Annotated in this window: 24 protein-coding genes; 13 read left to right on the top strand and 11 right to left on the bottom strand. The window is 63.5% G+C overall.

Annotated elements, in window-relative coordinates:
* Positions 1 to 152 precede the first annotated feature (152 nt).
* Positions 153 to 794, top strand: a complete 642-nt coding sequence (locus tag NKI63_RS21805; protein ID WP_352507350.1) for a LysE family translocator — start codon at positions 153 to 155, stop codon at positions 792 to 794.
* A gap of 46 nt (positions 795 to 840) precedes the next feature.
* Here the strand turns inward: NKI63_RS21805 and NKI63_RS21800 are convergent, their stop codons facing one another.
* The 3 genes from NKI63_RS21800 to NKI63_RS21790 form a co-directional block, all read right to left on the bottom strand.
* Positions 841 to 1,293 carry a hypothetical protein gene (locus NKI63_RS21800; protein WP_352507349.1) on the bottom strand — a complete coding sequence of 151 codons (453 nt, stop codon included), beginning with the start codon at positions 1,291 to 1,293 and terminating at the stop codon, positions 841 to 843.
* On the bottom strand, positions 1,290 to 2,522 hold the full coding sequence (rlmN, locus tag NKI63_RS21795; protein ID WP_352507348.1) for a dual-specificity RNA methyltransferase RlmN: 1,233 nt from the start codon (positions 2,520 to 2,522) through the stop codon (positions 1,290 to 1,292). The genes NKI63_RS21800 and rlmN overlap by 4 nt, the downstream gene beginning before the upstream one ends.
* 261 nt (positions 2,523 to 2,783) lie before the next feature.
* Positions 2,784 to 3,290 (bottom strand): invasion associated locus B family protein, encoded by a 507-nt coding sequence (locus NKI63_RS21790; RefSeq protein ID WP_023721899.1) that lies wholly within the window; start codon positions 3,288 to 3,290, stop codon positions 2,784 to 2,786.
* Positions 3,291 to 3,651: 361 nt separating this feature from the next.
* On the opposite strand from NKI63_RS21790, the gene NKI63_RS21785 reads away from it, so the two are divergent.
* Complete coding sequence (locus NKI63_RS21785; protein WP_352507347.1) at positions 3,652 to 4,158, top strand: methyltransferase family protein; 507 nt, start codon at positions 3,652 to 3,654, stop codon at positions 4,156 to 4,158.
* A 142-nt stretch (positions 4,159 to 4,300) separates the two neighbouring features.
* On the opposite strand, the gene NKI63_RS21780 is transcribed toward NKI63_RS21785, so the two are convergent.
* The 4 genes from NKI63_RS21780 to NKI63_RS21765 form a co-directional block, all read right to left on the bottom strand.
* The gene (locus NKI63_RS21780) at positions 4,301 to 4,663 is read right to left on the bottom strand and encodes a YkvA family protein (protein WP_352507346.1); all 363 of its coding nucleotides are present in this window, start codon (positions 4,661 to 4,663) and stop codon (positions 4,301 to 4,303) included.
* A 92-nt stretch (positions 4,664 to 4,755) separates the two neighbouring features.
* On the bottom strand, positions 4,756 to 5,052 hold the full coding sequence (locus NKI63_RS21775; protein WP_352823228.1) for a 4a-hydroxytetrahydrobiopterin dehydratase: 297 nt from the start codon (positions 5,050 to 5,052) through the stop codon (positions 4,756 to 4,758).
* 6 nt (positions 5,053 to 5,058) lie between these two features.
* Positions 5,059 to 5,655, bottom strand: a complete 597-nt coding sequence (gene thpR, locus NKI63_RS21770; protein ID WP_352823225.1) for an RNA 2',3'-cyclic phosphodiesterase — start codon at positions 5,653 to 5,655, stop codon at positions 5,059 to 5,061.
* Positions 5,656 to 5,792: 137 nt separating this feature from the next.
* The gene (locus tag NKI63_RS21765; RefSeq protein ID WP_254817874.1) at positions 5,793 to 6,437 is read right to left on the bottom strand and encodes an arylesterase; all 645 of its coding nucleotides are present in this window, start codon (positions 6,435 to 6,437) and stop codon (positions 5,793 to 5,795) included.
* 107 nt (positions 6,438 to 6,544) lie between these two features.
* Here NKI63_RS21765 and NKI63_RS21760 point away from each other — a divergent pair, with 107 nt between their 5' ends.
* From NKI63_RS21760 to NKI63_RS21745, 4 genes are all read left to right on the top strand, one after another.
* Positions 6,545 to 7,255 (top strand): ABC transporter ATP-binding protein, encoded by a 711-nt coding sequence (locus NKI63_RS21760; RefSeq protein ID WP_352823221.1) that lies wholly within the window; start codon positions 6,545 to 6,547, stop codon positions 7,253 to 7,255.
* Positions 7,255 to 9,804 (top strand): ABC transporter permease, encoded by a 2,550-nt coding sequence (locus NKI63_RS21755; protein WP_352823218.1) that lies wholly within the window; start codon positions 7,255 to 7,257, stop codon positions 9,802 to 9,804. Before NKI63_RS21760 ends, NKI63_RS21755 begins: the two co-directional genes overlap by 1 nt.
* 219 nt (positions 9,805 to 10,023) lie before the next feature.
* Complete coding sequence (locus NKI63_RS21750; RefSeq protein ID WP_254817871.1) at positions 10,024 to 10,803, top strand: Bax inhibitor-1/YccA family protein; 780 nt, start codon at positions 10,024 to 10,026, stop codon at positions 10,801 to 10,803.
* A 110-nt stretch (positions 10,804 to 10,913) separates the two neighbouring features.
* Positions 10,914 to 11,483: a GNAT family N-acetyltransferase gene (locus NKI63_RS21745; protein WP_352470829.1), complete on the top strand. Its 570-nt coding sequence runs from the start codon at positions 10,914 to 10,916 to the stop codon at positions 11,481 to 11,483.
* Positions 11,484 to 11,487: 4 nt separating this feature from the next.
* Here the strand turns inward: NKI63_RS21745 and NKI63_RS21740 are convergent, their stop codons facing one another.
* On the bottom strand, positions 11,488 to 11,874 hold the full coding sequence (locus NKI63_RS21740; protein ID WP_031212724.1) for a DUF2794 domain-containing protein: 387 nt from the start codon (positions 11,872 to 11,874) through the stop codon (positions 11,488 to 11,490).
* 475 nt (positions 11,875 to 12,349) lie between these two features.
* Positions 12,350 to 13,099 carry a DUF1223 domain-containing protein gene (locus NKI63_RS21735; RefSeq protein WP_352470828.1) on the bottom strand — a complete coding sequence of 250 codons (750 nt, stop codon included), beginning with the start codon at positions 13,097 to 13,099 and terminating at the stop codon, positions 12,350 to 12,352.
* Between the two features lie 175 nt (positions 13,100 to 13,274).
* Here NKI63_RS21735 and NKI63_RS21730 point away from each other — a divergent pair, with 175 nt between their 5' ends.
* Positions 13,275 to 13,955, top strand: coding sequence for a ceramidase domain-containing protein (locus tag NKI63_RS21730; protein WP_352470827.1), 681 nt, complete (start codon positions 13,275 to 13,277; stop codon positions 13,953 to 13,955).
* Positions 13,956 to 14,032: 77 nt separating this feature from the next.
* Here NKI63_RS21730 and acnA read toward each other — a convergent pair whose 3' ends face one another.
* Complete coding sequence (acnA, locus tag NKI63_RS21725) at positions 14,033 to 16,723, bottom strand: aconitate hydratase AcnA (RefSeq protein ID WP_352823215.1); 2,691 nt, start codon at positions 16,721 to 16,723, stop codon at positions 14,033 to 14,035.
* A 282-nt stretch (positions 16,724 to 17,005) separates the two neighbouring features.
* Between acnA and ccmA the strand changes: the two genes are divergently transcribed.
* The 4 genes from ccmA to NKI63_RS21705 all read left to right on the top strand — a co-directional run bounded on the left by ccmA (position 17,006) and on the right by NKI63_RS21705 (position 19,342).
* The gene (gene ccmA / locus NKI63_RS21720) at positions 17,006 to 17,614 is read left to right on the top strand and encodes a heme ABC exporter ATP-binding protein CcmA (protein ID WP_352615485.1); all 609 of its coding nucleotides are present in this window, start codon (positions 17,006 to 17,008) and stop codon (positions 17,612 to 17,614) included.
* A 196-nt stretch (positions 17,615 to 17,810) separates the two neighbouring features.
* Positions 17,811 to 18,476, top strand: a complete 666-nt coding sequence (gene ccmB / locus NKI63_RS21715) for a heme exporter protein CcmB (protein ID WP_352823270.1) — start codon at positions 17,811 to 17,813, stop codon at positions 18,474 to 18,476.
* Between the two features lie 126 nt (positions 18,477 to 18,602).
* Positions 18,603 to 18,770 (top strand): heme exporter protein CcmD, encoded by a 168-nt coding sequence (gene ccmD / locus NKI63_RS21710; RefSeq protein ID WP_352456348.1) that lies wholly within the window; start codon positions 18,603 to 18,605, stop codon positions 18,768 to 18,770.
* Positions 18,767 to 19,342, top strand: a complete 576-nt coding sequence (locus tag NKI63_RS21705; RefSeq protein ID WP_352823212.1) for a DsbE family thiol:disulfide interchange protein — start codon at positions 18,767 to 18,769, stop codon at positions 19,340 to 19,342. The genes ccmD and NKI63_RS21705 overlap by 4 nt, the downstream gene beginning before the upstream one ends.
* A gap of 34 nt (positions 19,343 to 19,376) precedes the next feature.
* Here the strand turns inward: NKI63_RS21705 and NKI63_RS21700 are convergent, their stop codons facing one another.
* A complete protein-coding gene (locus NKI63_RS21700; protein ID WP_254817861.1) occupies positions 19,377 to 19,544 on the bottom strand; it encodes a hypothetical protein in 168 nt (55 codons plus the stop codon).
* Positions 19,545 to 19,806: 262 nt separating this feature from the next.
* Between NKI63_RS21700 and NKI63_RS21695 the strand changes: the two genes are divergently transcribed.
* Both NKI63_RS21695 and NKI63_RS21690 read left to right on the top strand, forming a co-directional pair.
* Positions 19,807 to 20,724 carry an SMP-30/gluconolactonase/LRE family protein gene (locus NKI63_RS21695; protein ID WP_352507337.1) on the top strand — a complete coding sequence of 306 codons (918 nt, stop codon included), beginning with the start codon at positions 19,807 to 19,809 and terminating at the stop codon, positions 20,722 to 20,724.
* A gap of 32 nt (positions 20,725 to 20,756) precedes the next feature.
* Positions 20,757 to 20,966 (top strand): tautomerase family protein, encoded by a 210-nt coding sequence (locus NKI63_RS21690; RefSeq protein WP_352691081.1) that lies wholly within the window; start codon positions 20,757 to 20,759, stop codon positions 20,964 to 20,966.
* Positions 20,967 to 20,972 lie beyond the last annotated feature (6 nt).

Genomic DNA, 20,972 nt, shown 5'->3' with positions numbered 1-20,972 from the left:
GACAGGGGTTCTTCGCGGGCGAGGTATCACGGCGTTTTAGGCCAGCGCAAGGGACGAACGATGCTGGACCAGATGCTGTATCGCTCAGAGGCTGGCGAGCACACGGGTCCTGCGCTATGGCTGCGCCGTCTTTTGCCGCTACGAGACGAGCCATGTCCTTCATCCCCGACAGTGCCACGCTTATCCAGTTCTCCATCGCCACCTTCATCCTGGCGATCACGCCCGGGCCTGACATGACGCTGTTCGTCTCGCGCACGCTGAGCCAGGGCCGTGCCACCGGTTTTGCCTCGATGACCGGCGCCTTGTGCGGCACGCTGATTCACACCACGCTGGTGGTGGTCGGCGTCTCGGCGCTGATCGTCGCCTCGCCGATGGCGTTCTTCGTGCTGAAGATTTTCGGCGCCGGCTATCTGGTCTTCCTGGCATGGCAGGCGATCACAAAAGGGTCGGCGTTTTCACCGGAGAAGAAGAGCGGGCCGCAGATCTCACTGTTCCGCAGCTGGGCCGCGGGGCTCGGGGTCAACCTGCTCAACCCGAAGATCATCCTGTTCTTCATGACCTTCCTGCCGCAATTTGTCTCCGCCCATGACCCCAATGCGCCGGGAAAGCTGTTCTTCCTCGGCGCGATGTTCGTCGTGCTGGCAATCCCGGTGACGGCGCCGATGGTGCTGGCGGCGGAAAAATTCTCGGCCGCGATGAAATCCAGCCCGCGTGTGACCCGCGTCGTCGACTATCTGTTTGCCGGAGTTTTTTCGGCCTTCGCGCTCAAGATCCTGACGGCCCAGGCGAAATAGGTACTTTCATTTTGCCCATGATCCTTTCCGAACCTTTGGTTCGGGGTCATGCGCTGATCTGGCGCCAGCTTCCGGCCGAGCGCCCGGCGCTCAGCCAGTAGAAAATACCGCCGACCATACCGCAGCCGATCACCGCCAGCATGACGCTGGTGTTGGTAACCTCGAAATTGGCATCGGCCGTCTGGTGGACGAAGCCGAGGAAGACCGCCGCCACCGCCGCGCCCGCCAGTGCATAGAACAGCCAGTCCCGCCGGCCAAGGACCTCGGAAACCAGGATGGCGATGGCCGCCGGCATGAAAGCGAAATAGGCGACGAACAGCCCGACGAAGGGGACTGAAAACCACAGCGAAGCCTGCGCCGCCGGTTGAATCTCGTCCGTCATCAGCCCAAGAGACGCCAGGAACATGATGTTAAGGAAGGCGCTTGCCGCCAGCGAAGCAACGCCATAGCCGACAAGGATGACGGCGAAGCGGATCAGATAGGCGACGACGCGGTTCACACCTCGCCATGCCCCGCGATCATCATCGCTTCCAGCGCCAGCCGGTCGACCTTGCGCATACGCTCGGAGTCCGACTTGAGCTGGCCGCAGGCGGCGAGGATGTCGCGGCCGCGCGGCGTGCGGATCGGCGAGGCATAGCCGGCATTGTTGATGTAGTCGGCGAACTTCTCGATCGTTTCCCAGTCCGAGCACTGATAGTTGGTGCCCGGCCACGGATTGAACGGAATCAGATTGATCTTGGCGGGGATGCCCTTGAGCAACTTGACCAGCGCCTTGGCGTCCTCGATTGAATCGTTGACGTCCTTCAGCATCACATATTCGAAGGTGATCCGCTTGGCGTTGGACAGGCCGGGATAGGCCCGGCAGGCAGCGATCAGCTCGTTCAGCGGATACTTCTTGTTGATCGGCACCAAAAGGTCGCGCAGATCGTCATTGGTGGCGTGCAGCGAGATCGCCAGCATCACACCGATCTCCTCGCCGGTGCGGAAGATCTCGGGCACGACACCCGATGTCGAGAGCGTGATGCGCCTCTTCGACAGGGAAAGCCCGTCGCCGTCGGATGCGATCAGCAGCGCCTTCTTCACCGCCTCGAAATTATAGAGCGGCTCGCCCATGCCCATCATGACGACGTTGGACACTTTCCGGCCCTCGGCCGGCACGATGGCGCCGTCGGGTGTGTCGCGGTCGGGGAAATCGCCGAGCCGGTCGCGGGCGGTCAAAAGCTGGGCGAGGATTTCCTCGGCGGTCAGGTTGCGCACCAGCTTCTGCGTGCCGGTGTGGCAGAAGGAGCAGGTCAGGGTGCAGCCGACCTGCGAAGAGATGCAGAGCGTGCCGCGGCCTTCTTCGGGAATGTAGACGGTCTCGATCTCGACCGGCCGGCCGGCGCCGCGCGGCGGAAAGCGGAACAGCCATTTGCGCGTGCCGTCGGAGGAAATCTGCTCCTCGACGATCTCGGGCCTGGCAACGGTGAAATGCGTGTCAAGGGCGGCGCGCAGATCCTTGGAGATGTTGAACATGCCGGCAAAGTTGGAAACGCCGCGCACATAGATCCAATGCCAGAGCTGTTGGGCGCGCATTTTCGCCTGGCGCTCCGGCACGATGCCGGCGGCGACGAGGGCGGCCCCGAGTTCGGCGCGCGTCAGGCCGATCAGCGACGGCTTTTCAGGCGTCGTGCGGGTGCGCAACGCGTCACGCGCGCCCTCAGTGGTGAGATCGAATGAAAGGGTCATTGTTGCGCCAATATAAGCGATTTGCGGCCGAGTACAGCATCGTGCCCGAAATGAAGCGCGGCGCATAGCACAGGTTAGCGGCGGAGTCATGCAGGTGGTCTTCCCTTCTCCCCTGGGAGAAGGTGGCCCGAGCGTAGCTCGGTCGGGGGTGTTCCAGCTTGGCGCCGACCGCGTTCCGTCCAACACCCCTCTTCCGTCTCGGCGCTGCGCGCCGATCCACCTTCTCCCACAAGGAGGGAAGGGAAGACCGCGCCTAACCGCCTACTTGCACTTGGCGATCGAGGCCAGCGCCGCCGAGATGCCCTTCAGCGAGAAGACGTAAGTGGTGGTGTTGCCGCGGCCGGACTTGGCCGACACCTTCATGTCCGTGCCGGTCTTCATCGCGGCGATCAGCACCGGCTCCTCGGCGGCGTTCTCGACCCAGGCCGACTTGCCGCGCGTGAACATCGAGAAAGACTTCTTGTCGATGGTGACGGTGGCCTTGGAACCCTCCTGGAAGGTATAGCCGGCAATGAATTGCGGCTCGTAGGACACTTGCTGCCCCGGCCGCTGGCTGACGAAGAAGAACATGTCGCCGTGATCGAGCGTCGGCGGCTGCTTGTCGGTTGGCACGGTCAGGACATAGCAGACCTTGCCGCCGCCCGACGCCTGATAGCTGTAGGTGCCCCAGGCATTATGCTGGCCGATCTTGGTGGCCGACTGCGCCAGCGCGGGCGCCGTCAGGGCCACCAGGGCCAGGCTGGAAACTATAGCAATCAATCCGCGCATCGCTTTTCCCGTATTCCACTGGTGCGGCGGCAGGCCGGCTCGGCGTCCTGCCCGTCGCTTCATTTTGATTTAATCTGGGTTACCAAACGGTGAATTTCCCTAAGAAAAGGATGTTCACGCCAGGAAACCGCCGCCGTCTTCGCGCTGCCGCCCGAAAAAGCGGCTGGCGCACTGTCCCTGCCGCGACTTGGAGGCCACGAAAACGGCAAGAGTTTGACTTTTCAAGCAGCTAGGTTTCGCGGCGATTCCCGCTTTTCTTGAGGTACGTGACGAATTTCCCTGCAGGCGGTACCATGTCTGCGTTCGTTGCCACGGCACTCGGCCAGGGTGCCCTCCTTGGCGGCTTACGGGAGATTTGGCCATGGCCATTTCCGAGACAGTCCTGATCCTCGCGGGCGGCACAGTCGTCCTGGCGATTGTGTTCGGCATTCGTGTCGCCGTCCGCGCGGCGGCTAGCGGCGCGGTGCCCCGGTCGGATGGCGGAGAGGCGGCGGGCGGATCGGGCGCGTCCGACGTTCCCGGGGTCATTGCGCTACCGCCTTTGATTTTCCTCGGCTTCCTGGCGGCGGCAACCGTGCTCGAGGTGCTCGCGCCCCTCCCGGTCATGGCCGGGCAGGCGCTCGCCCGCTATCTGGCCGGCGCCGTGCTCGCGGTGTGCGGCTTCGTGTTCCTCTTTATGGCGGCGGGCCGCTTTCAGGCCGCTGGAACCAACATACCACCGACCTTGCCAACGACGGCGCTGGTCGTCGACGGTATCTATCGGCGGACCAGAAACCCCTTGTATCTGGGAGCGACCCTCATTTATCTGGGCCTCGGCGTCGCCGCCGGAAGTCTTTGGGCTATCGCGCTCGTCATCCCCCTGCTGTAGGTGATCAATACCGGCGTCATCGCGCCGGAAGAGCGCTATCTCGAGCGGAAGTTCGGAGATGCCTATCGCGCCTACAAGGCGCGGGTGCGGCGGTGGGTTTGACGGCCGGAAAGTCTCGCGCGATTTTTTGCGCCGTGCCGGCTCAGCTCTTGTCGGCGATGGCCTGTTTGGCGGCGAGCCGGTGCGCGGGCGTGATGTGGGCGCTGACGGTTGTGATCGCGGCGGTCAGCACGGCGATGTCGTCGGTGAAGCCAAGCCCAACCATGAAATCGGGGATGACGTCCGTCGGCAGCACGAAATAGCCGAGCGCAGCCAGCAATGTGCCCTTGGCGCGAAGCGGCGTCTTCTTGTCCATGGCGCAGTAATAGGCGGCGACCACCTCTTCCATAAACGGGATATGACGGGCGGCTTTCTTCGCCGTACGCCAGAACTTGTCGCGCACGTCACTCTCGTTGCCCGGCTTGCTGCCGAGGCCGAAGAAATCAAAACCGGATTTTTGCGCCATTAATCTCTCCTTGCGGCCGTCGCGTGACTTCACGCATGACCGCGAGGCAAAATGTGGTGAAAGCCGAACCTCGCTGCAAGGTGTAGCTAGGCTCAGCCGCCGAAATAGCGGTTCATCTTTCTGGCCAGATCGAAATCCAGCGCCGTCAGGCCGCCGGCGTCGTGCGTGTTGAGGGTCACGTTTACCGTCTTGTAGACATTCGACCAGTCGGGATGGTGGTCCATCTTCTCCGCCGCCAGGGCGACGCGGGTCATGAAGGCAAAGGCTTCGGAGAAATTCTTGAAGGTGAAGGTGCGGGTGATCGAGCCGCCATCCTTGGCAAGCGACCAGCCTTCGAGGCCGGCAAGTTCGGCGCGGATCGCCTCTTTTGCTAGTTTCTCCTTGGCCATATCCGCCTACCGCATGATCCGCGAAGCGTCGGCGGCGCCGACCAAACGGCTGGCGACGCGGTTGTCGGCACCTGAAAGCGGCCAGGCCTCCTCGACGACGTAAGGCCCGCCGCCGACCGAATCGCGCGACGACATCAGCACGAAGCGGCCGACCCGGAACGGCAGCGTCGAAAAATTGCCGCGTGCCGACAGGTACTGGGCGACATCGAGCGGGCTCGAATTGCGCAGGCGGGCCAGCGTCACATGCGGCATGAACTTGCGCGGGTCGGCCGGGATGCCGAGCCGCTGGCAGATGCGCTCGATCTCGGCCTGCAATGCGGAAAGATCGGGCGAAGCGGCGACCCCGGCCCACACCGCATGCGGCTTCTTCTGGCCGAAGGCGCCGACGCCGGACAGCGTCAGCGGGAAGGAGGCGCGGTGAACACGGTCGAGCGCGTTGGCGATTTCGTCGGCGACATGGCCCTCGACATCGCCGATGAAGCGCAGCGTCAGATGATAGTTCTCGACGTCGATCCAGCGGGCTCCGGGCAGGCCGCCCCTGAGCAGGGACAGCGAAAGAGCGGCATCACGCGGTATTTCGAGGGCGGTAAAAAGACGCGGCATGGGAAGCCTCCTGTCCTCGAATCGAACTCTTGCCCCTAGCGAATCATCGATATTCGAACGGGGCAAGCGGTTTGTTGGTCGCAGGGCTGCCTAAAATCTTCCCCTACGGAATGTGGTGCGGCGGCGAACCCTCGCCTTCAGGAATTACCCCGCACCGTTGCAATGGCCTTCTCCACACCGGGCAGGATACCCTCGACGATGCGGTCGACGCCTCCGGCGTTCGGATGAAGGCCGTCCTCGAGCTGCAGGACGGATTGACCAGCGATGCCCTCGAGAAAGAAAGGATAGAGCGGCACGCCGTATTTTTCAGCCAGTCGCGGAAAGATTGCGTCGAACGCCTTCTGGTAGTCGGCGCCGAGATTGGGCGCCGCGCGCATTCCCGCAAGCAAAACGGCGATCTTGCGCTGCTTCAGTTTTGCCAGCATGGCGTCCAGGTTTTTTTCCGCTATGGCGGGCGAAACGCCGCGCAGCATGTCGTTGGCGCCGAGTTCCAGGATGACGAGTTGCGTTCCGTCCGGCACCGACCAGTCGAGCCGTGACAGGCCGCCGCTCGTCGTATCGCCGGAGACGCCAGCATTGGCGACCGTGACATCGTAGCCCTTGGCGCGAAGCGCCGCCTGCAGCTTTTCGGTGAAGCCCTGACCTGGCCCGAGGCCATAACCCGCCATCAAGCTGTCGCCCAAACCGACAATGGTGAACGGTTCGGCGCTCGCCGACGAAATGGCGCCGCAAACGGCGAGGAAAAGGGCGAAGGCTGCGGCAAAGGTGTGTTTGAAAGCCATGCGGCAGGCCCCATATGACCAGGAACATCTGTTGGCGAAGGCAGGTTTTCATCTTTGTCGAGCATCGGATGCTCCAGCCTTCATCCCCCATATAGGACGATTTGATTTTGGAAGAAGCCGTCATTTCGCTGCAAGACGTATCGCTGACGCTCGGTGAAGGTGGCTCCTCGGTCCATGTGCTGAAGGGCGTCAGCCTCGATGTGGCGGTTGGCGAAGCGACAGGCATCGTTGGACCCTCAGGTTCGGGAAAGTCGACATTGCTGATGGTTTTGGCTGGGCTTGAAAGGGTCGATTCGGGCACGGTTCGAATTGCCGGCGAGCTGCTCAACGGCAAAAGCGAAGACCAGATCGCATCGTTTCGGGGGCGAAACATCGGCATCGTATTCCAGTCTTTCCATCTCATCCCCAACATGACGGCGCTGGAAAACGTTGCCGTCCCGCTGGAGCTTGCCGGCCATGCCGATCCGTTCGGCGTGGCGGCGCGCGAGCTGGCGGCGGTCGGCCTCAGCGATCGCGTCACCCATTACCCCGGCGAGTTGTCTGGCGGCGAGCAACAGCGCGTGGCGATCGCCCGGGCGCTGGCGCCGTCGCCGCGCATCCTGATCGCCGACGAGCCGACCGGCAATCTCGACCAGGCGACGGGGCGGCACGTCGCCGACCTGCTGTTTGCCAAGGCCGCCGAACGCGGCATGACGCTGGTGCTGGTCACACATGACCCGGTACTCGCGGCGCGCTGCTCGCGCCAGGTGTCGATGCGGTCGGGGCTGATCGAGGACGCGCCTGAGCCGGCCACCAGGGCCGGCAAGGTGACCGCCTGATGCCGCTGTCGCAAACACTGAGGCTCGCCTTTCGGTTTTCGCTGCGCGAAATGCGTGGCGGGCTGTCCGGCTTCCTGATCTTCCTTGCCTGCATCGCGCTCGGCGTCGCGGCAATCGGCGGCGTCAATTCGGTCGCGCAAGCGATTTCCGCCGGTGTTGCCGACCAGGGCCAGACGCTGCTCGGCGGCGATCTTCGCTTCCAGCTCAACCAGCGCGATCTTACCAGAGCCGAACGCAGCTTCCTCGACCGGCTTGGCACGGTTTCGCACAGCGCCAACATGCGTTCGATGGCCAGGCTCGAGGACGGCTCCGACCAGGCGCTGGTCGAGGCCAAGGCGGTCGACGGCGCCTATCCGCTCTATGGCGCGCTTGAGACTGAGCCGGTGCTGTCGCGAGAGGATCTGTTCGGCGAAGAATCCGGCGTCTTCGGCGCCGCCGCGCCGGACCTCTTGTTCGAGCGGCTGAACCTTGGCATCGGCGACCGGCTGAAGCTCGGCAGCGCGACATTCGAGCTGCGTGCAAGGCTGGTCAACGAGCCGGATGCGGTGTCGGATGGCTTCGGCTTTGCGCCGCGGCTGATGGTGTCGACCGACGGGCTTGCCGCTTCCGGCCTGATCCAGCCGGGCAGCCTGGTCGAGAACGCCTATAAGGTCCGGCTGCCAGGCGGCACCGGCGAGACACAGATCAAGGCTATCCGGGAGCAGGCGGCAAAAGAGTTCCCGCAGGCCGGCTGGTCGATCCGCACGCGCAGCAACGCGGCGCCGGCGTTGTCCTCGAACATCGAGCGGTTCTCGCAATTCCTGACGCTGGTTGGGCTGACGGCGCTGGTGGTCGGCGGCGTCGGCGTGGCCAATGCCGTGCGTGCCTATCTCGACGGCAAGCGCGGCGTCATCGCCACCTTCAAGAGCCTAGGGGCTTCGGGCGGGTTCGTCTTTGCCGTCTATCTGGTGCAGATCCTGATGATCGCCGCCCTCGGCATCACGCTGGGCCTGGTGCTAGGCGCATTGATGCCGTTCGCGGCCAGCGCCGCACTCCAATCGGTTATTCCTGTGCCGGCGGAAGGTGGGTTCTATCCCGGCGCCCTCGGCATGGCAGCGCTGTTCGGGCTGCTGGTGACGCTGGCTTTCGCCTTGCTTCCGCTCGGCCGCGCCCGCGACGTGCCGGCAACGGCGCTGTTTCGCGAAATGGGTTTCGAGGGCCGCGGTTTTCCCCACCCGCTCTACATCGCCGCGGCATTGGGCATCGCCCTGCTCCTGGCGGTACTGGTGATCCTGTTTTCCGGCGACCGCCGTATTGCCTCGATCTTCATTGGGGCCACGGTGTTGTCGTTCCTGGTGCTGCGCGTCGTCGGCTCGCTGGTGCAGTGGGCGGCGAAGAAAAGCCCGCGCGTGCGTTCGACCGCGCTCAGGCTCGCCATCGGCAACATCCATCGGCCAGGCGCCTTGACGCCATCGGTGGTTCTGTCACTTGGCCTCGGGCTGACGTTGCTGGTGACGCTGGCGCTGATCGACGGCAATCTCAGGCGGCAGATCTCGGGCAGCCTGCCGGAACGGGCGCCGAACTTCTTCTTCGTCGATATCCAGAGCGGCGACGTCGATGCTTTCTCTGCGCTGGTCGGCAAAGAGGCGCCGCAGGGCAGGCTGATCAAGGTGCCGATGCTGCGCGGCCGGGTGATGGCGCTCAACGGCGTCGCTGTCGACAAGGTCAAGGTTCCGGCCGAGGGCGCCTGGGTGCTGCGCGGCGATCGCGGCCTGACCTATGACGCAAAGCTGCCGGAGAATGCGACGCTGACCGAGGGCAGCTGGTGGCCGGAGAACTATGCCGGCGAGCCGCTGGTCTCGTTTTCCGCCGAGGAAGGCAAAGAGATCGGGCTGAAGCTCGGCGACACCATCACCGTCAACGTGCTCGGCCGCAACATCACGGCCAAGATCGCCAATTTCCGCCAGGTCGAATGGGAAACCATAGGCATCAATTTCGTCATGGTGTTCTCGCCCAACACGTTCGCCGGTGCGCCGCATGGCTGGTTGGCGACGCTGACCGAGACGAATGCGTCGGCAGCCGACGATGCGCATCTTCTCAACGCCGTCACGCGTGCCTTTCCCGCGGTGACGACGGTCAGGGTCAAGGACGCGCTCGAAATCGTCAACCGGCTGGTGGCGCAGCTCGGCACAGCAATCAGGGCAGCAGCGGGGGTGGCGTTGATCGCCTCGGTGCTGGTGCTGGCCGGGGCGCTCGCCGCCGGCAACCGGGCTCGCATTCACGACGCGGTGGTGCTGAAGACCCTGGGTGCGACCAGAAAAACGCTGATCGCCGCGTTTTCGCTGGAATACATGCTGATCGGCCTTGCTACCGCGATCTTCGCGCTGGCGGCGGGCGCTGTGGCGGCATGGTTCGTCGTCGCGCGCATCATGACGCTGCCATCGCACTTCATGCCCGAGGTGGCGGTGGCGACCATCGGCTTTTCGCTGGTGGTCACGGTCGGCATCGGCCTTGCCGGCACGTGGCGGGTGCTGGGCCACAAGGCGGCGCCGGTGCTGCGGAATCTTTGAGCCAGAGCCGGTTTCGATTAAATCTCGGTAATGTTCCGGGCGGGAAGGCCAATAAAACCGTATCTCCGGCACTTCACGGAGCATTACGCTTGGTTACGGTCTTGTCCTTTACGCCAAGAACCATCATATTTCGGCGCAGGCATGCTGGAGCCCCGCCAGCGGCGCCTGGGTTCAAAAGGACCTGACACCGGACGGGGCAGAAGCAATATGAGGATTTCCATGGCTGATCCCGTTCGCAATTATCAGACGCGCGCCGTGCCCGGCGCCGGCGTCGATGCTGCCATCGACCAGGGCCTGCGGGCCTACATGATTAAGGTCTACAATCTGATGGGGCTTGGCCTCCTCATCACCGGCCTTGCCGCGGTCGGCACAATCATGCTGGCCACTACCAGCGATCCCGCCTCGGCGGTCGCGACGTTGCCAAGCGGCGAGATGCTGACCTCGTTCGGCTACGCGATCTTCGGCTCGCCGCTGAAATGGCTGGTGATCTTCGCCCCGCTGGCAGCGGTGATGTTCCTGTCGTTCCGCGTCCAGTCGATGAGCGTTTCGGCCGCGCAGACGACATTCTGGGTCTACGCCGGCCTCGTCGGCCTGTCGCTGTCGTCGATCTTCCTGGTCTACACCACCGCCAGCATCTCGCAGACCTTCTTCGCCACCGCCGCCGCCTTTGGCGGGCTGTCGCTCTACGGCTACACGACCAAGCGCGATCTCTCGGCGTTCGGGTCGTTCCTGGTCATGGGCCTGGTCGGCCTGATCATCGCGATGGTGATCAACATCTTCCTGCAGTCGTCGGCGCTTTCCTTCGCCGTTTCGGCGATCGGCGTGCTGATCTTCGCTGGCCTCACCGCCTACGACACGCAGAACATCAAGGAGATGTACTTCGAGGGCGACGAGACCGATGTCGCCGGCCGCAAGGCGATCATGGGCGCATTGAGGCTCTATCTCGACTTCATCAACCTGTTTATGTTTCTGCTGCAGTTCATGGGCGACCGTCGCTAAGTACGGTTTTCCTGGACCAGCGAGTTTGGAAAGGGCGGCCCAATGGCCGCCCTTTTCTTTTGTCCCGGCTTTTGCTGTGATATAGGGCAGATGAACGACGTGCCTAAATTATGAGCAGCATCACGATACGCGCCGCGACATTGGCCGACCTTGACCAGATCACGGAAATCTATGCCGACGCGGTGATAAACGGCACGGCGAGCTACGAACTCGAACCGCCGAGCCGCGCCGAGATGGGCACGCGCTTCGACACTCTGATGGCGGGCGGCTTTCCCTATCTCGTTGCGGAAAAGGCCGGCGCCGTGCTCGGCTATGCCTATGCCGGGGCGTTCCGGCCGCGCCCGGCCTACCGCTTCGTCGTCGAGGATTCCGTCTATGTCGCGCCCGAGGCCAAAGGGCAAGGCGTCGGGCTGCTCTTGATGCAAGGGCTGATCGAAGCGGCCAAGGCGGCGGGTTTTCGCCAGATCATCGCGGTGATCGGCGACGGCCGGCCCGACAGCGCCTCGGTAAGGTTGCACGAGAAGCTCGGCTTTCGTCATTCCGGCCGCCTGGAAGGCTCAGGCTATAAGCACGGACGCTGGCTGGACACGGTTTTCATGCAGCTGCCGATCAACGGCGGGGCGTCCATCCCGCCTGATCCGCAATCGCTGCCCGAGCGCAAGTTCCGCCTGCAAAAATAAAGGGTTACGCCTCGACCAGCTTCAGTGTTCGGTCGAACACGCCAAGCACCCGGCCGAGTTCCTGGCCGCGCTTGAGGATGCGCCCGCCGGCGGCGATGACGGCGAACGCGCCTTGCCGGCGCGCCAGCTTCGGATCCTTGACGATCTGGAAAAGCGGCACTTCGCTGGTGCGGCGGAAGACGGAAAAAACGGCGCGGTCGGCGAGATGGTCGATGGCATAGTCGCGCCACTCATTGGCGGCAACCATACGGCCGTAGAGCCTGAGGATCTGGTCCAGTTCGCGCCGGTCGAACCGCACCGGCTGGTCGAGGCGTTCGCGTCTTGCCTCATGCAGCGGGATCAATATTGCGGATGCGTCCCCATCCTCCGTCCCGCTGCTGCGATCAGTCATGCCTGGATCCTCGCAATGAATCGTACGCCGACCAAAGTTGGCGCTTTCGTTGCCGAATTGCAAGGCCCGGCCGGGCAACGGCAGCACCGCGCGGTTTCTCCAGCGTCCAGTCACGTTTGCGAAACGCCTGTTGAAATTGGTGATGCTTTGCCACAATCCTGCCTTTTTTTATCCGTGCTCATGCCCCAATGTCCGACGAATTTACCGGCGTTGCCTGAGACGGTTCGGTCCGGCACCGGCTCGTAAACCCCAAGCCCCCCGCCCACGGGTCTGCGTCGGATCGAACCAACCTCGGTTTTTCCTTGGAAAGATCGGGTGCGACGATCCCAAAACCTAAATGACCGGCGTCAGAAGCAAGCTGACGCCGGTTTTTTATTAGCCGTGGCGATGCGATCCATCCAGATAGGCTGTCGTCGGAGGCTTGAGCGCGGTTATCCCTTCTCCCACAACAAGGGGAGAACGGGGGGCGCCCTATCTAAGGCTTGCGGATAAAGGCTGCGCCCAGGATCGGCCCGGGCATGCCGTCCTTGCCGACCGACTGCAGCAGCACGGCGCAGCCGCCCTTCTTGGCGATCTCGCTCATCGGCAGTTCGTAGCGCTGCGCCTTGCCGTGCCACATGCCGGCGGTCTGGATGCTGGAGACGGCGTTCCAGTAGGTCATGCTGCGGCCGCTGTTTTCGCCCTTGCCGATCTTTATCGTCTGCGGCGGATTGAAATAGACGATGACGACATGCGCGTCGGTTGGGCCGGTCACAGCGTCGCCGGCATCGATCATGACGCGATCGCTGGTCCGGCTGACCTTGATGCCGACGCGCATGCCTTCGCCGACCCTCTCCATGCGGGCCAGCGCGCCGTCGACTTCCTTGCGGCTGGCGCCGTTGACATGGCTGCGGCCGTTTATGACGGCTTGCGGGGTGTAGACGGAACGACTGCCGAAGGCGCGCATATACTCGTATTGCCGCTCGGTATTTTCCTTGCGGCTCAGCGTGTCCTGCCAGCCGAGGTAATCCCAATAATCGACATGATAGGCGAGCGCGACGATGTCCTCTTTGGCGGCGAGCTCGGCGAAGAATTCATCTGCCGGCGGACAGGAGTTGCATCCCTGGCTGGTGAAGAGCTCGACGACGCCTAATGGCTTGTCGGTTGGCTCGGCAAGGGCCCTGCCGGCAAACGCCGAGAGGGCCAGCGCAAGGGCCGCAAGCCGCAATGGTCTTCGAGATGGCATAGCCGTTCCGATCCCGCCGGTGACGCCGGCTTTGTTCTGGTTGTCGAAATATGTGGCAGAAGCGGCAGTCAACGGGAAGTCACGTTGCGGTGAAATTTTGCCGTTGCAACCGCTGGCAAGGGCGCAATAGGTGGACTTGCACTTTACGATGGAAGCGATTCGGGCGGCAATCAGCATGTGGCAATCTCTCCTGGCGCCGGTCGACCTCTATTGCGAACGGACGGGGCCCGAATTCTGGGCCGAGCCGCTCAATGCGCTGAGCAATCTGGCTTTTTTTGCCGCCGGGCTATGGGGTGTCTGGCAGGTGCGCAAGCGCGGCACCGGCACCTTCGCCGAAGTGCTGGCCTGGTGGGTGGTGGCGATCGGCGTCGGCTCGTCGCTGTTCCACACCTTTGCCAACCGTGGCACGGTCTGGGCCGACGTGCTGCCGATCGCCGGGTTCACGCTGGCCTACACGCTGTTCAACCTGCGGCGTTTTCTCGGCATGAAATGGGGCAAGGCGATCGCCATTTTCGTCGCCTTCTATGCCGTCGCCGGGCTGGTGACCTTTGCCGTGCCCGACTGGCTGCGCCAGGCGTCGAACGGGACGACCGGCTATCTGCCGCCCTTCCTGGCGCTCGCCTTCTTCGGCGCCATGGTGGCGGCCAGCGGCAACCGTGCCGGCTGGTACAATCTGGCGGGCTCGGCGATCTTCGTCGTGTCGGTCATCTGCCGGATGATCGATCCGCTGGTCTGCGGCGGCTTTCCGCTCGGCACGCATTTCCTGTGGCACATATTCAACGGGCTGATGCTCGGCGTGCTGCTGGCGGCGACAGCGCGGTTTGGAAAGCCGGGAATTAGGGCAGTAGGGCAGTAGGGCAGTAGGGCAGTAGGGGAATAAGTCGCTTCTCCTTGCTTCACCCTACTGCCCTACTCCCTTATTGCCCTACTCCCTTAAGCGGCCAGATCGCGCAGCACGTATTGCAGGATGCCGCCATTCTTGAAGTAGTCGAGCTCGTCCAGCGTATCGATGCGGCAGATGATCGGAACCTCTTTGACGCTGCCGTCGCCGTAGGTGATCCTGGCGATCATCTTCTGCCGCGGCTTGATGTTGCCCAGTCCGTCGATCTCGACCAGTTCGTCGCCCTTGAGGTTGAGCGAGGCCCATGAGGTGCCTTCCTCGAAGACGAAGGGGATCACGCCCATGCCGACCAAATTGGAGCGGTGGATGCGCTCGAAGGACTGGGCGATGACCGCGCGGACGCCCAGCAAATTGGTGCCCTTGGCCGCCCAGTCGCGCGACGAGCCGTTGCCATATTCGACGCCGGCGAAGATGACCAGCGGCACGCCTTCCTTCTTGTACCGCATGGCGGCGTCGTAGATCGATTCCTCTTCTTTCGACGGGTAATGGATGGTGTAGCCGCCCTCGCGGCCGTTCTCGCCCAGCATGTGGTTGCGGATGCGGATGTTGGCGAAGGTGCCGCGCATCATTACCTCATGATTGCCGCGGCGCGTGCCGTACTGGTTGAAATCGGCGACGCCGACGCCGTGGTCGGTGAGGTACTTGCCGGCCGGCGAGGCCGCCTTGATCGAACCGGCCGGCGAAATGTGGTCGGTGGTGATCTTGTCGCCGAACAGACCGAGCACACGCGCGCCCTTGATATCGCCGATCTTGCCGAAGCCCGACGTCATGCCGGCGAAATAGGGCGGGTTCTGCACATAGGTGGAATTGTCGTCCCAGGCATAGGTCTGGCCTTCCGGCGCCTTGACGTTCTGCCAGTACTCGTCGCCCTTGAAGACGTCTGCATATTTGCGGGCGAACAATTCGCGCGTGACGTTCTTCTCGATGAATTCCTGGATCTCGACCGAACTCGGCCAGATATCCTTGAGATAGACCGGATTGCCGTTGCGATCCTCGCCGAGCGGCTCGGTGGTCAGATCCTTGGTCACGGTCCCGGCCAGCGCGTGGGCGACGACCAGTGGCGGCGAGGCGAGATAGTTCGCTTGCACGTCGGGCGAGACGCGGCCTTCGAAATTGCGGTTGCCGGACAAGACTGCCGCAGCAATCAAGCCCTTATCGTTGATGGTCTTGGAGATCGGCGCCGGCAATGGGCCGGAATTGCCGATGCAGGTGGTGCAGCCGAAGCCGACCAGGTTGAAGCCGACCTGGTCGAGCTCCTTCTGCAGGCCGGATTTCTCGAGATATTCGGCGACGACCTGGCTGCCCGGCGCCAATGAGGTCTTGACCCACGGCTTCTGCTCGAGGCCGAGCCGGTTGGCATTGCGCGCCAACAGCCCGGCGCCGATCAGCACGCTCGGGTTCGAGGTGTTGGTGCAGGAGGTGATGGCGGCGATGACCACATCGCCATGGCCAAGATCGTAGCTCGTGCCCTCGACGGCATAGCGCTTGTCGATTTCGGCGGCCTTCCTGTAGTCGGACTGCATGGCCTTGGCGAAGCCGGCCGGAATGTCTTCAAGTGCGACCCGGCCTTCCGGCCGCTTCGGGCCGGCCATCGACGGGACGACACTGCCGAGATCGAGCTCCAGCAGGTCGGTGAAGACCGGATCGGCCGAGCCGGCATCGCGCCACAAGCCTTGCGCCTTCGAATAGGCCTCGACCAGGGCGATGCGGCTTTCGTCGCGACCGGACATTGTCAGATAGCGGATGGTTTCGCTGTCGACCGGGAAGAAGCCGCAGGTGGCGCCATATTCCGGCGCCATGTTGCCGATGGTGGCGCGGTCGGCCAGCGTCATGTTGGACAGGCCCGGCCCGAAGAATTCGACGAACTTGCCGACGACGCCCTTCTTGCGCAGCATCTGGGTGACGGTGAGCACCAGGTCGGTGGCGGTGACGCCTTCCCTCAGCCTGCCGGTGAGCCGGAAGCCGATGACTTCAGGCAGCAGCATGGAGACCGGCTGGCCAAGCATCGCGGCCTCCGCCTCGATGCCGCCGACGCCCCAGCCGAGAACGCCGAGGCCGTTGATCATCGTGGTATGTGAATCGGTGCCGACGCAGGTGTCGGGATAGGCGGTGGTCTCGCCGTCTTCGCTGTTGGTCCACACGACCTGACCGAGATATTCGAGATTGACCTGATGGCAGATGCCGGTGCCGGGCGGCACGACGCGGAAATTGCGGAACGCCTGCTGGCCCCATTTCAGGAACTTGTAGCGTTCCTCGTTGCGCTCATATTCAAGCTCGACATTGCGGGCGAAAGCCAGTGGCGTGCCGAATTCGTCGACGATGACCGAATGGTCGATGACCAGATCGACCGGCACCAGCGGATTGATCTTTTGTGGGTCGCCACCGAGCGAGGCCATGGCGTCGCGCATGGCGGCAAGGTCGACCACGGCTGGAACGCCGGTGAAATCCTGCATCAGCACGCGTGCCGGGCGATAGGCGATCTCGACGCCGGCGGTGCCCCGGTCAGTCAGCCAGCCGGCGACCGCCTGGATGCTCTCCTTGGTGACGGAACGGCCGTCCTCGTTGCGCAGCAGATTCTCCAGCAGCACCTTCATCGAATAGGGCAATTGGGCAATACCGGTGAGGCCGTTCTTTTCGGCCTCGACAAGGTCATAGTAAACGTACTCGGTGCCGCTGGCGGTCAGCGTGCGGCGGCAATTGAAGCTGTCGAGTGATTTGGACACGTGCGATCCCTAACTGTCGGTTGCCGGAAGGGAACGGACGCCAGTGGGCATGCAAATCACGCGCAAAGGTGCGGGTACGGCCATTTCCGCTATCCGTTCCCAAGCGTCCGGGCCGTTCAAGGCGGCACGCGCGCTGGTTCGGCGCAAATTCGGTTCCCGTGCCGACCGCTGGCACGGATGATGCGGATATAGAGAATTTTCTGGAATAGTTCTAGACACGGAATCGCCATTTTTGGTGCGGCGCACCGAAGCCGCGCCTGAACTTTCGGCGAAGGGGGACGGATGCGGCTGATCGCCGAAAATCTGGGCGGCGAACGCGGCGGCGAGACGGTATTTTCCGGCATCGAATTCGCGCTGGGGGATGGCCAGGCGCTGGTCGTCACCGGGCCGAACGGCGCCGGCAAATCGACGCTGCTCAGGATCGTCGCCGGACTGTTGCCGGTGGCGGCAGGCCGTGTGCGGCTCGAAGGTGGTGGCGAAGACTTTCCGTCGGCCGCCTCGGCGTGTCACTATCTCGGCCACCTCAACGCGATGAAGACGGCGCTGAGCGTTACGGAAAACCTGTGCTTCTGGCGCGATTTTTCGGGCGCCGGTTCCGCGGGTGTTGAAGAGGCGCTGGAAACCGTCGGGCTGGGCGGCATCGGCCATCTGCCTTTCGGCTATCTCTCGACCGGGCAACGTCGCCGCGCGGCGATTGCAAAACTGCTGGTAAGCCACCGGCCATTGTGGCTGCTCGATGAGCCGACGGCAGGACTGGACAAGGCTTCGGAGGAGAGATTCGGCGAATTGATGGGGAAGCACCTCGAGAGTGGGGGGATCGTGGTTGCGGCGACGCATTTGCCGCTTGGGATCGAGGGGGCACAAGGGCTGGTGATGGGCGAGGCCGTTTGATGTTGGTGCTCTACGGCGCCCCCCTCTGTCCTGCCGGACATCTCCCCCACGAGGGGGGAGATTGGCAGCTTCGTCGCTGCGCTCAACTCTCAACGATCGAGATTGGCGAAGGCAGTCGTGACTGCCAATCTCCGCCCTTGAGGGGCAGATGTCCGGCAGGACAGAGGGGGGTGCCCAGGCGAAAGCATCTCACATCATGCTAGCCCTCTTCCTGCGCGACATCCGCCTGAGTATCCGCGCCGGCGGCGGGGCGCTTACCGGCGTGATTTTCTTTCTCGCCGTTATCGCGACCATCCCCTTCGGCGTCGGTCCCGAGCTGAGGCTGCTGGCCCGCATCGGCCCGGCGATCCTGTGGATCGCCGCATTGCTGGCCTGCCTGCTCGGCCTCGACCGGCTGTTCCAGGCCGACCGCGAGGACGGCTCGCTCGATCTTCTGGTGCTTGGCAACGACCGGCACATGCTGGCCTTGACCGTTCTGACGAAATGCCTGGCGCATTGGGCGGGAAGCGTGCTGCCGCTGGTCATCGCCGCTCCCTTGCTCGGCCTGTTCATGAACATGGAGCCCATCGGCATCGGTGCCACGGCGCTGACGCTTCTGGTCGGCACGCCGGCGATCACCTTCATCGGTGCCGCCGGTGCCGCGGTGGCGGTGGCGCTGCCGCGCGGGGGCCTGCTGATCTCGGTGCTGGTGCTGCCGCTAACCATTCCCGTGCTGATCTTCGGCGTATCAGCAAGCTATGGCGCGGTGGCGGACCCCGATCCGTTCCTGCAGCCCTTCCTCATTCTTGCCGCGCTGACCCTGTTCCTTGCCGTGCTCGGGCCGGTGGCGGCGGCGCTGGCGCTGCGGCACGGAACGGATTGAGGCGTCGACTTCAGCTCATGCCTGCGGCGCGGCGAACAATTGCGGAGCCGATGGCGCGGCGTTAAGAGAAGACATGTCGGAACAAGGCGAGACGGACGGGTTGGAAAGCGCCGCGGAGCGAAAAGCATGAGCGTTCACGCCCTTTATGTCACCGCCGCCTATGCGATCACGGCCGTGGTGCTGGGTGGGCTGATCGGCTGGATTCTGCTCGACCAGCGCGGCCGCAAGCGAGAGCTTGCCGAGCTGGAGGCATCCGGCGTGCGCCGGCGCTCCGATAAGGCAGTAAAATCATGAGCACGGAAACCCAAACACCGGCGCGCCGCCGCCTGATCGTGCTGCTGCCGCTGGTGGTCTTTCTCGGGCTGGCGGGATTGTTCCTGGCGCAGCTTTTGTCCGGGCGCGACGTGTCGGAAGTGCCGTCAGCGCTGATCGGCCTGCCGGCGCCGCAGACCAACCTGCCGGCGCTCGAAGGCACCAATTTGCCGGGCCTCGATTCAAAACAGTTCGCCGGCAAGGTGACGCTGGTCAACGTCTTCGCGTCCTGGTGCGCGCCGTGCCGCGAAGAGCATCCGGTGCTGCTGGCGCTGTCGCAGGACAGACGCTTCGTCATGGCGGCGCTGAACTACAAGGACCAGCCGGAAAACGCCCGTCGGTTCCTTGGCGATCTCGGCAACCCATTCCAGGCGATCGGCGTCGACCAGGCCGGACGCACGGCGATCGACTGGGGTGTCTACGGCGTGCCGGAAACCTTCGTCATCGGCAAGGATGGCAAGATCGCCTATAAGCATGTCGGGCCGCTGACGCCGGACTCGGCGCGGACGCTGCTGCTGCCGGAGATCGAGAAGGCGCTGGCCGTGCCGGGCTGATTGCCCGCCGTTTCATCAAAGGTCGACGGAAGACTCAGCCGTAGATCTGCTTGTGGACCTGGTAGAGCATTTCTGAGCGATCGGCGCGCATGTCGGCGAGGTCGCGGCTGGTGAAGCTGTCGATTTCGGCGACGAGGCGGTTGTAATGCCGGCGCTTGGCGATGCTGGCGCGAGCGCGGCTCATGAGGCTGTCGATGATCATAGCGAGTCTCCTTTTGCGCCGCATTTGCGGCCAGTTGTTCCTCCCTTGATCGATACGAAGCATGACATAGTTATGGTGCGTTGCAAAAATAAGATGTTGCAATGCACCATTGCGCTGGGCGCATAGCCGGTTAACCGGATGTGACCTGCCGTCCGCGCCAGCATTCGCTTCCATAAGGCTTCTGACGCATCATCGATCTTGCTATATCGAGCGTGGGCTGGCTTGATCGCGCCTCGCCAAGCGACTGCTACCGGGAGGAACCATGGCCAGCGAATTCTACGAAGTTCTCGATCCGCGCTTTTCGCGGCTGTTCAACGGCAATGCACAGGTCGACAGGCTGTTTACCGGCTGCCGATGGGCGGAAGGACCGGCCTGGTTTGCAGCCGGGCGCTATGTGGTATGGTCCGACATCCCGAACAATCGCATGCTGCGTTACGACGAGACCGACGGCAGTGTCAGCGTGTTCCGTCAGCCGTCGGGCAATTCCAACGGCAACACCGTCGACCGGCAAGGCCGGCTGGTTACTTGCGAGCATTCCGGCCGCCGTGTCAGCCGGACCGAGCATGACGGCTCGGTCATCACCATCACCGACAAATGGCGCGGCAAGCGGCTGAACTCGCCCAATGACGCGGTGGTCAAGTCCGATGGCTCGATCTGGTTCACCGATCCGAGCTACGGCATCGATACCGATTACGAGGGCGACAAGGCCGAAAGCGAGATCGGCGCCTGCCATGTCTATCGGGTCGATCCCGGCACCGGCGAGACCGAGGCGGTGATCACCGACATGGTCAGGCCCAACGGGCTCGCCTTCTCGCTCGACGAGAGCAAGCTCTATGTAGCGGATACCGGCCGTACGCATGGTGCGCAAAACCCGGCGCACATCCGGGTGTTCAATGTCGGCCAGGGCGGCAAGACGGTCTCAGGCGGAAAGGTCTTTGCCGACTGCACCGCCGGCCTGTTCGACGGTTTCAGGCTGGATGCGGACGGCCGCATCTGGACCAGCGCCGCCGACGGCATCCACTGCTACGATCCAGACGGGACGCTGATCGGCAAGGTCAAGGTACCGGAAGTCGTTGCCAATTGCGTGTTCGGCGGCAACAAGCTGAACTGCCTCTACATCGCCGGCACGACCTCGCTCTACATGGTCCGGCTTATGGTCAACGGCGCCAAAACCTACTGAGCGGATGCCAAGCATATCCAAGGGAGGGAACCATGCCGTTCGTGAACATCCGCCTGGTCAAGGAGGTGATTGCCGATGACCCGGCCGGCAAAAAGGCCGCGATCGCCGCCCAGGTGACAGCGGCTATCACCGCCGTCACCGGCCTGACCAACAACGATGTCTGGGTGGTCTTCGAGGAGGTCGCTGCACGCGACTGGTTCGTCGGCGAAACCGACGTCGAGACGCGGAGAGGCAAGGGTTGAGCGCCG

The sequence above is a fragment of the Mesorhizobium sp. M0410 genome (assembly GCF_040321435.1).
Lineage (GTDB): Bacteria > Pseudomonadota > Alphaproteobacteria > Rhizobiales > Rhizobiaceae > Mesorhizobium.
The sequence above is the reverse complement of the archived record's forward strand: the minus strand, read 5'-3'. Positions and strand labels throughout refer to the sequence as shown.

Coding starts and splice junctions, on each gene's coding strand:
- NKI63_RS21805 (WP_352507350.1), top strand. CDS start 153: ATGTCCTTCATCCCCGACAGTGCCACGCTTATCCAGTTCTCCATCGCC.
- rlmN (WP_352507348.1), bottom strand. CDS start 2,522: ATGACCCTTTCATTCGATCTCACCACTGAGGGCGCGCGTGACGCGTTG.
- NKI63_RS21790 (WP_023721899.1), bottom strand. CDS start 3,290: ATGCGCGGATTGATTGCTATAGTTTCCAGCCTGGCCCTGGTGGCCCTG.
- NKI63_RS21785 (WP_352507347.1), top strand. CDS start 3,652: ATGGCCATTTCCGAGACAGTCCTGATCCTCGCGGGCGGCACAGTCGTC.
- NKI63_RS21780 (WP_352507346.1), bottom strand. CDS start 4,663: ATGGCGCAAAAATCCGGTTTTGATTTCTTCGGCCTCGGCAGCAAGCCG.
- NKI63_RS21775 (WP_352823228.1), bottom strand. CDS start 5,052: ATGGCCAAGGAGAAACTAGCAAAAGAGGCGATCCGCGCCGAACTTGCC.
- thpR (WP_352823225.1), bottom strand. CDS start 5,655: ATGCCGCGTCTTTTTACCGCCCTCGAAATACCGCGTGATGCCGCTCTT.
- NKI63_RS21765 (WP_254817874.1), bottom strand. CDS start 6,437: ATGGCTTTCAAACACACCTTTGCCGCAGCCTTCGCCCTTTTCCTCGCC.
- NKI63_RS21755 (WP_352823218.1), top strand. CDS start 7,255: ATGCCGCTGTCGCAAACACTGAGGCTCGCCTTTCGGTTTTCGCTGCGC.
- NKI63_RS21750 (WP_254817871.1), top strand. CDS start 10,024: ATGGCTGATCCCGTTCGCAATTATCAGACGCGCGCCGTGCCCGGCGCC.
- NKI63_RS21745 (WP_352470829.1), top strand. CDS start 10,914: ATGAGCAGCATCACGATACGCGCCGCGACATTGGCCGACCTTGACCAG.
- NKI63_RS21740 (WP_031212724.1), bottom strand. CDS start 11,874: ATGACTGATCGCAGCAGCGGGACGGAGGATGGGGACGCATCCGCAATA.
- NKI63_RS21735 (WP_352470828.1), bottom strand. CDS start 13,099: ATGCCATCTCGAAGACCATTGCGGCTTGCGGCCCTTGCGCTGGCCCTC.
- NKI63_RS21730 (WP_352470827.1), top strand. CDS start 13,275: ATGTGGCAATCTCTCCTGGCGCCGGTCGACCTCTATTGCGAACGGACG.
- ccmA (WP_352615485.1), top strand. CDS start 17,006: ATGCGGCTGATCGCCGAAAATCTGGGCGGCGAACGCGGCGGCGAGACG.
- ccmB (WP_352823270.1), top strand. CDS start 17,811: ATGCTAGCCCTCTTCCTGCGCGACATCCGCCTGAGTATCCGCGCCGGC.
- ccmD (WP_352456348.1), top strand. CDS start 18,603: ATGAGCGTTCACGCCCTTTATGTCACCGCCGCCTATGCGATCACGGCC.
- NKI63_RS21705 (WP_352823212.1), top strand. CDS start 18,767: ATGAGCACGGAAACCCAAACACCGGCGCGCCGCCGCCTGATCGTGCTG.
- NKI63_RS21700 (WP_254817861.1), bottom strand. CDS start 19,544: ATGATCATCGACAGCCTCATGAGCCGCGCTCGCGCCAGCATCGCCAAG.
- NKI63_RS21695 (WP_352507337.1), top strand. CDS start 19,807: ATGGCCAGCGAATTCTACGAAGTTCTCGATCCGCGCTTTTCGCGGCTG.
- NKI63_RS21690 (WP_352691081.1), top strand. CDS start 20,757: ATGCCGTTCGTGAACATCCGCCTGGTCAAGGAGGTGATTGCCGATGAC.